The sequence below is a fragment of the Citrobacter cronae genome (genome assembly GCF_016893685.1).
Classification (GTDB): domain Bacteria; phylum Pseudomonadota; class Gammaproteobacteria; order Enterobacterales; family Enterobacteriaceae; genus Citrobacter; species Citrobacter werkmanii.
This window is the reverse complement of record NZ_CP069763.1, coordinates 3,852,192-3,859,231: the sequence shown is the minus strand read 5'-3', so window position 1 is coordinate 3,859,231 and position 7,040 is coordinate 3,852,192. Positions and strand designations below refer to the sequence as shown.

Below are 7,040 nucleotides of genomic sequence, written 5' to 3'. Positions count from 1 at the left end.
TGTTGTGTTAACTTATCAGTACACACTTGAAGATGTGAGTACGGGCAGCCCTTCGCAAATTGCATCGTCAGAGACGTCGGTTAAAAATGGTTCGTTGACGTATACGATTAATGCAAGTACGTCGATGATGATTACATATCAGTACGTTAACTTTTATTACGATTCAACCGACGCGAAAGGAAAAACGACCACCAATTTTTGTGGCTCATGGTTCCATGGGGGGGTCAAGAAGTCCGGTAAAGGTTGTTCCACGGTGTTGAATTCGCAGCGGGGTTACTGGTCGCCTTCTGAGACTATCTCTGTGAATAAACTGAAAGCGGGTGATAAAGTTTATGCGGCTACCGCCGACGGCAGTAGTGAAAGTGCAAAAATATTTACCGTGCTGGATTCGATTACCTTAACGGATGAGATGTTAAAAGCGTCCAGGTAAGTTAAAAAAGTCCTCACCTTCAAAGCCGTAACAGCAATGTTACGGCTTACTTGTTGTCTATGGAAAACCCCCAGCCTGGCTGGAGGGGCTGTGCACAATAAAAAACCCCGCCGTAGCGAGGTTGAGAATGTGTTGTATAGAAGGCTAAGTGTTTATTACGCTTTCAGCACGTCCAGAGCGGCAGTGTAATCCGGCTCGTTGGTAATTTCATTGACCAGTTGGCTGAAAATAACGTTGTCATTCTCGTCGATAACCACCACGGCGCGCGCGGCCAGCCCTTTTAATGGGCCTTCAGTGATTTCAACACCGTAGTTTTTCAGGAATTCTGCATTGCGCAGGGTGGACAGCGTGATAACGTTGCTCAGACCTTCCGCACCGCAAAAACGAGAATGTGCAAAGGGCAGGTCGGCCGAAACGCACAGTACGACGGTATTGTCGATTTCTGTCGCCAGTTGGTTAAACTTACGTACCGATGCCGCGCAAACGCCGGTATCGATGCTTGGGAAAATATTCAGCACTTTGCGCTTGCCGGCGAACTGGCCCAGCGTAACGTCAGACAGATCTTTAGCCACAAGGGTAAAAGCCTGAGCTTTGCTTCCTGCCTGAGGAATGGAGCCAGCGACTGCAACCGGGTTGCCCTGGAAATGAACGGTTTGTGACATGGTTATCTTCCTGTTTACATATAGTTAACGTCGAGGCTAGTTTATGCCATCAGCAGTTAACACGGCAAACGCTATTTGCGGATATCCGCTTCAGGGACTGCACTAAGGAAAACGAATGAGAACAGTAAAGGTATATGAGGAAGCCTGGCCGCTGCACACTCCCTTTGTTATTGCCCGTGGGAGCAGAACCGAAGCGCATGTGGTGGTGGTCGAAGTGGAAGAAAATGGTGTCACAGGCGTCGGAGAGTGTACGCCTTATCCGCGCTACGGTGAAAGCGATGCCTCAGTGCTGGCGCAAATTATGAGCATTGCGCCACAACTGGAAAATGGACTGACGCGTGAAGAACTGCAAAAGCTGCTGCCAGCGGGAGCGGCGCGTAACGCGGTGGACTGTGCGTTGTGGGATCTGAATGCGCGACAACAGCAGTTGTCTCTGGCTGAGCTGGTGGGTTGCGAACTGGCTGAGGTGGTGACGACAGCGCAAACGGTGGTGATTGGAACGCCCGAACAGATGGCGGCGAGCGCGGCGGCACTGTGGGAGAATGGGGCGAGACTGCTGAAAGTCAAACTGGATGCCCGTTTAATCAGCGAACGGATGGTTGCCATTCGTGCGGCTGTTCCTGAGGCCACGATCATCGTCGACGCTAACGAATCCTGGCGGGCAGAGGGCCTGGCCGCGCGCTGTCAGCTTCTGGCTGATTTAGGGGTTGCGATGCTGGAACAACCGCTCCCGGCGCAGGATGATGCCGCGCTGGAGAATTTTGTGCATCCGCTACCGATCTGCGCAGATGAAAGTTGCCACACCCGCAGCAGCCTGAAAGCGCTGCACGGGCGCTATGAAATGGTCAATATCAAACTGGATAAAACAGGGGGCCTGACCGAAGCGCTGGCGCTGGCCGTCGATGCGCGCGAGCAGGGATTTGCGCTGATGCTGGGCTGCATGCTGTGTACATCCCGGGCGATTAGCGCGGCGTTACCCCTCACGCCGCAGGTCAGTTTTGCCGATCTCGATGGACCTACCTGGCTTGCCAGCGACGCGGAGCCATCCCTGCATTTTACGACCGGACAGCTTCATCTCTAGGGTGCCAACGCAGGAGATTGGACATGGCCAGCAGGTATTTCTCGCTCGCTTCATCGGATGAAATGGGCGGAAATTCGGCGGTGATACAGTGCAAGTTCAGGTCGGCGCACCAGCTACCAAAAGAGCCAGGCGTTTCGTAACCTACGCTGGTGACAAGCGGCAATTCAAATGACTGCGCCAGCCATGCGCCTAACTCGCTGCGTCTGGGATCTTCAATACAGGCCAGCGGATCGTGAAAAGAAACCACCCAGGCGGGATGAATCCGGTGAATAAGATGACACAGCGCCTGGGTTTCTGGTTCTGACCCCGGATGCTCGCCGGTCAGCAAAACCACGTCGCGTTCTTCGGCGCTACTGTTCCAGCGATATACCGTTTCACCCGCTTTCCAGTTTGCGGCAGGAAAATTACGGTTAAGATCTACGCCGTTCGCATTTGCGCGCAGCCCAAGCTGGCAACCGTCGGGGTTCACCGCCAGCACCACATGGTGACGACGCAGGGAAGGGTTAAGCGTACGCAATGCGCAGGAAAGGGTGACGACAGATGAGTTTTCGTCGCCGTGCGTACCTGCCAGTATCAGGCCGCTTTCATGATCGGCTGCCAGCGCAGGAAACCAGATTAGCGGTGCGCCTAACGATGAACGTCCGTAATGTTCGGTTCCTGGCGGAAATGCGCCGCGCTCGGCACGGGGACGGGTAGCGGTCATAGTCATCTCTAAATGCTCGAATAGTTACTCGCAGTGTTGTGCAAAATGTATGGATAATCAAATCGTTTTCACACACTTATCTTTTCAGGTGTAATATCACTTTCTTGTCGGAAGTTAATTGCATTTCCTGCTGGCGATACAAATAATTACACATTCACTTAGTAGCCGGAATTGAGGGTATTTTATGCAGCATTCTGTTTCAGTAACCTGTTGTGCGCTGTTGGTTAGTAGCATTTCCTTATCATGGGCTGCTGATGTTCCCAGCGGAACGGTACTGGCAGAGAAACAAGAACTGGTGCGGCATATAAAAGATGAACCGGCGTCGCTTGATCCGGCAAAGGCCGTCGGACTTCCTGAAATTCAGGTCATTCGTGATTTATTTGAAGGGCTGGTCAATCAGAATGAGAAGGGAGAAATTGTTCCTGGCGTCGCCACCCAGTGGAAAAGTAACGATAACCGCATCTGGACGTTTACGCTACGTGACAATGCGCAATGGTCCGATGGTACACCGGTAACGGCGCAGGATTTTGTCTACAGCTGGCAGCGTCTGGTTGATCCCAAAACACTATCACCGTTTGCGTGGTTTGCTGCGCTGGCGGGTATTAGCAATGCTCAGGCGATCATCGATGGCAAAGCAGCGCCTGATAAGCTTGGCGTTAGCGCGGTCGATGCGCGTACATTAAAAGTTCAACTGGATAAACCGCTCCCCTGGTTTGCCAATCTGACGGCAAGTTTTGCATTTTATCCGGTACAAAAAGCCAATGTTGAGAGCGGCAAAGAGTGGACCAAACCGGGTAATCTGATTGGTAACGGCGCCTACGTGCTCAAAGATCGCGTCGTAAATGAAAAACTGGTCGTTGTACCGAATACGCATTACTGGGACAACGGCAAAACGGTTCTGCAAAAAGTCACCTTCCTGCCCATTAATCAGGAATCGGCAGCCACTAAGCGCTACCTTGCGGGTGATATTGATATCACGGAATCCTTCCCGAAAAACATGTATCAGAAACTGTTGAAGGATATTCCGGGCCAGGTTTATACCCCGCCTCAGCTTGGCACTTACTATTATGCCTTTAATACCCAGAAGGGACCGACTGCCGATTCCCGCGTGCGCCTGGCGCTGAGTATGACGATCGATCGTCGTTTGATGGCGGAGAAAGTATTAGGTACCGGCGAGAAGCCCGCCTGGCATTTCACGCCGGATGTTACGGCAGGATTTGTACCTGAACCTTCGCCGTTTGAGCAAATGAGTCAGGAAGAGTTGAATGCTCAGGCGAAAACCCTGCTGCGTGCAGCTGGCTATGGTCCACAGAAACCGCTTAAACTGACGCTGCTGTACAATACCTCTGAAAACCACCAAAAGATTGCTATCGCAGTGGCTTCTATGTGGAAGAAAAACCTCGGTGTCGACGTAAAACTGCAGAATCAGGAGTGGAAAACCTATATCGACAGCCGTAATACCGGCAATTTTGATGTGATCCGCGCTTCCTGGGTGGGGGACTACAATGAGCCTTCTACGTTCCTGTCGTTATTAACATCGACCCATACGGGCAATATCTCCCGCTTTAATAATCCGGCATACGATAAAGTATTAACTCAGGCTACGTTGGAAAATACCGAGAAGGCGCGGAATGCGGATTATAATACGGCAGAGAAAATTCTGATGGAACAGGCACCTATTGCACCAATTTATCAGTATACCAACGGGCGGTTAATTAAACCGTGGCTGAAAGGGTACCCGATTACTAACCCTGAAGATGTCGCATACAGCCGCACAATGTATATTGTGAGGCACTAATCAGTACTGGCCTCATGTTAACGCAAGGTAACCACGGATAAACCCAGAGCTGGCGCAGTTTACCGCGCTAGTTTCTCTTTAGCATCTGAAAGCCAGAGAGAAAAACTGCAAGATTGCAGACCGTGATGGCCTGTATGTTCTGGTTACGCCAGCGGATTCGGTGTCCTTTCTGTAGTCTCTCTGTTTGTAGCCCAATAAAAAATCGTTTTCCCCGTTACTCGGGGGGATAGTCATGTTATCTGTCATCTTCTGGCAGACAAGTAGAATTCGCATATGGAAGGCGGATTTCGGAAATAAATTAGACATGGGCCAATTTCTGACCTGCCGCCATCATCCGCCGGGCGTTTTACTCGATAACCACTGTCATTTCCTGCTTGGCATTTTGCATCGAAACGAGGGTGCGGAAGGATTTGATATTCCCTGATGCGAAAAAGAGATCGCGGGTCAGGGCCTCGTACTCCGCCATATCGCGGACGTTCATTACCAGCAGGAAATCAAAATCGCCGGTAACGTAATAAACCTGTTGCACCTGCGGACAACTCACGAACCGCTGCTTGTCTTCTTCCAGCAGATCGAGACGCTCATTTTCAATGGTGACCTGCGCCATGATAGTGATAGGGCGACCAACTTTAGTGGCGTCGATCAGGCTGACGCTGCCTCTAATAATACCGGCTTCTTCCAGTGCAGCGATCCGCCGATTGACTGCCGAGGGGGAAAGGCTGACGAGATCGGCGATCTCTCGCTGCGACAGGCGATTATTGCGCTGCAACAGTGTGAGTATTTTTTTATCCCAAGTGTCCAGTTTCATCGTTTCAACGGCCTTATAAAAGTGTGATACGCCTCACTAATGCAACTTTGTTGCGCCAGATAGGTAAATCAGATTGAAAATTGCGCCTCTTAGGGCAATTTTGCGCCATTTTACCGTTGGGGGCAGTGTACCATCTCAATCAGTGGGAAGACGATAAATCGTGTTTTTTAGCCGATAACGACACAACCCACATTATTTCACAACCCGTTCATTCCGTTATTCGGCCTGCGCTTAATTTGGCCGCGTGGAGCTCTACGCCTGTTGTTTAGTGGGGGAATTAATTCATCGCGGCATGACGGTATGAATAAAAAAGGTGTATTTATGACGGACATAATGAAATACCAATTCAATTCTCGCCAAAAAGTTTATGGTCAGGGCGTCGATCTCAGCCTGCTCAATGACCGTGTCGGCGCAGACGTGCTGGCTTTTCACCAGAAATTTCCTGACTACCGGGTAACGCCGCTACGCAAGCTGGGCTATTTAAGCCAGCGTCTGGGGCTGGGGTCGCTGCATATTAAAGATGAGGCGCAGCGATTTGGTCTTAATGCGTTTAAAGGGCTGGGTGGATCTTATGCTATGGGGAAATATCTCGCCGAACGACTCGGGCGTGACATTAATACCCTGAGCTTCGCCGATCTTAATTCGCCGGAAATTAAAGCCCGCATTAAAGATATTGTGTTTGTGACGGCCACCGACGGCAATCACGGGCGCGGCGTGGCGTGGGCGGCGGAGCAGCTTGGGTTACGGGCGGTGGTCTACATGCCGAAAGGTTCATCGCTGGTGCGGGCGCAAAATATTCGTCGACATGGCGCTGAATGCACCATCACCGATCTTAACTACGACGATACCGTGAGGCTGGCTGATAAAACCGCTAAAGAGCGGGGATGGGTGCTGTTGCAGGATACTGCCTGGCAAGGTTACGAACAGATTCCAACCTGGATCATGCAAGGTTATATGACGCTCGCCGTTGAAGCCTGGGATCAACTGATGCAAAGCGGGGCGCCGCTGCCGACACATCTCTTTTTGCAGGCTGGGGTTGGCTCCTTCGCGGGCAGCATCATGGGCTATTTCGTCGAAAAAATGCAGCAGCAAGCGCCGACAATCGTCATTGTCGAACCGCATAAAGCAAATTGTCTATACCGCTCGGCGACCATTAATGATGGTCAGCCGCACAGCGTCGGCGGCGATATGGCGACCCTGATGGCCGGACTTGCCTGCGGCGAGCCAAACATCACCAGTTGGCCGATGCTGCGCGACCATGCCCGCTGCTTTATCTCCGCTGACGATCATCTTGCCGCCAACGGTATGCGTTTGCTGGCTGCGCCGCGCCCCGGCACTGATGAACCCTTTATCTCCGGCGAATCCGGCGCTATCGGCGCGGGGGTGCTGTATGCGCTGATGACCCAGCCGGAGTTTCGCCATCTCGCCGAATCGCTGCGGCTCAATGCCGATGCGCACGTCCTGTTAATCAGTACCGAAGGGGACACTTCCCCGGATGTCTATGAAGACATCGTCTGGTTTGGCCGCAATGGCTAACCGCCAACGGCAATAATAAGAG

Annotated in this window: 7 protein-coding genes; 4 read left to right on the top strand and 3 right to left on the bottom strand. The window is 51.9% G+C overall.

All coding sequences use genetic code 11. The annotated features are described in order from the left end of the window. The coding region (locus tag JSN25_RS16715) for a hypothetical protein (protein WP_204525157.1) at positions 1-430 on the top strand (430 nt) is incomplete at its 5' end. Between the two features lie 155 nt (positions 431-585). Here the strand turns inward: JSN25_RS16715 and tpx are convergent. After that, positions 586-1,092, bottom strand: a complete 507-nt coding sequence (tpx, locus tag JSN25_RS16710; protein WP_085048121.1) for a thiol peroxidase — start codon at positions 1,090-1,092, stop codon at positions 586-588. A 115-nt stretch (positions 1,093-1,207) separates the two neighbouring features. On the opposite strand from tpx, the gene ycjG reads away from it, so the two are divergent. Further along, entirely contained in the window at positions 1,208-2,173 is a 966-nt protein-coding gene (gene ycjG, locus JSN25_RS16705) for an L-Ala-D/L-Glu epimerase (protein WP_087856141.1), read from the top strand. Here the strand turns inward: ycjG and mpaA are convergent. Continuing rightward, positions 2,148-2,876: a murein tripeptide amidase MpaA gene (gene mpaA / locus JSN25_RS16700; RefSeq protein WP_087856184.1), complete on the bottom strand. Its 729-nt coding sequence runs from the start codon at positions 2,874-2,876 to the stop codon at positions 2,148-2,150. The genes ycjG and mpaA overlap by 26 nt on opposite strands. Before the next feature lie 184 nt (positions 2,877-3,060). On the opposite strand from mpaA, the gene mppA reads away from it, so the two are divergent. Then, positions 3,061-4,674: a murein tripeptide ABC transporter substrate-binding protein MppA gene (gene mppA / locus JSN25_RS16695; protein ID WP_087856142.1), complete on the top strand. Its 1,614-nt coding sequence runs from the start codon at positions 3,061-3,063 to the stop codon at positions 4,672-4,674. 346 nt (positions 4,675-5,020) lie between these two features. On the opposite strand, the gene JSN25_RS16690 is transcribed toward mppA, so the two are convergent. Beyond that, positions 5,021-5,482: an Lrp/AsnC family transcriptional regulator gene (locus JSN25_RS16690; RefSeq protein WP_038640872.1), complete on the bottom strand. Its 462-nt coding sequence runs from the start codon at positions 5,480-5,482 to the stop codon at positions 5,021-5,023. A 333-nt stretch (positions 5,483-5,815) separates the two neighbouring features. On the opposite strand from JSN25_RS16690, the gene dpaL reads away from it, so the two are divergent. After that, positions 5,816-7,018: a diaminopropionate ammonia-lyase gene (gene dpaL / locus JSN25_RS16685; RefSeq protein ID WP_087856185.1), complete on the top strand. Its 1,203-nt coding sequence runs from the start codon at positions 5,816-5,818 to the stop codon at positions 7,016-7,018. The last annotated feature ends 22 nt before the right edge of the window (positions 7,019-7,040 follow it).

Bases quoted from the DNA above. Each gene is read 5' to 3' on its own strand.
- mpaA (WP_087856184.1), bottom strand. From the start codon at position 2,876: ATGACCGCTACCCGTCCCCGTGCCGAGCGCGGCGCATTTCCGCCAGGA.
- tpx (WP_085048121.1), bottom strand. From the start codon at position 1,092: ATGTCACAAACCGTTCATTTCCAGGGCAACCCGGTTGCAGTCGCTGGC.
- dpaL (WP_087856185.1), top strand. From the start codon at position 5,816: ATGAAATACCAATTCAATTCTCGCCAAAAAGTTTATGGTCAGGGCGTC.
- mppA (WP_087856142.1), top strand. From the start codon at position 3,061: ATGCAGCATTCTGTTTCAGTAACCTGTTGTGCGCTGTTGGTTAGTAGC.
- JSN25_RS16690 (WP_038640872.1), bottom strand. From the start codon at position 5,482: ATGAAACTGGACACTTGGGATAAAAAAATACTCACACTGTTGCAGCGC.
- ycjG (WP_087856141.1), top strand. From the start codon at position 1,208: ATGAGAACAGTAAAGGTATATGAGGAAGCCTGGCCGCTGCACACTCCC.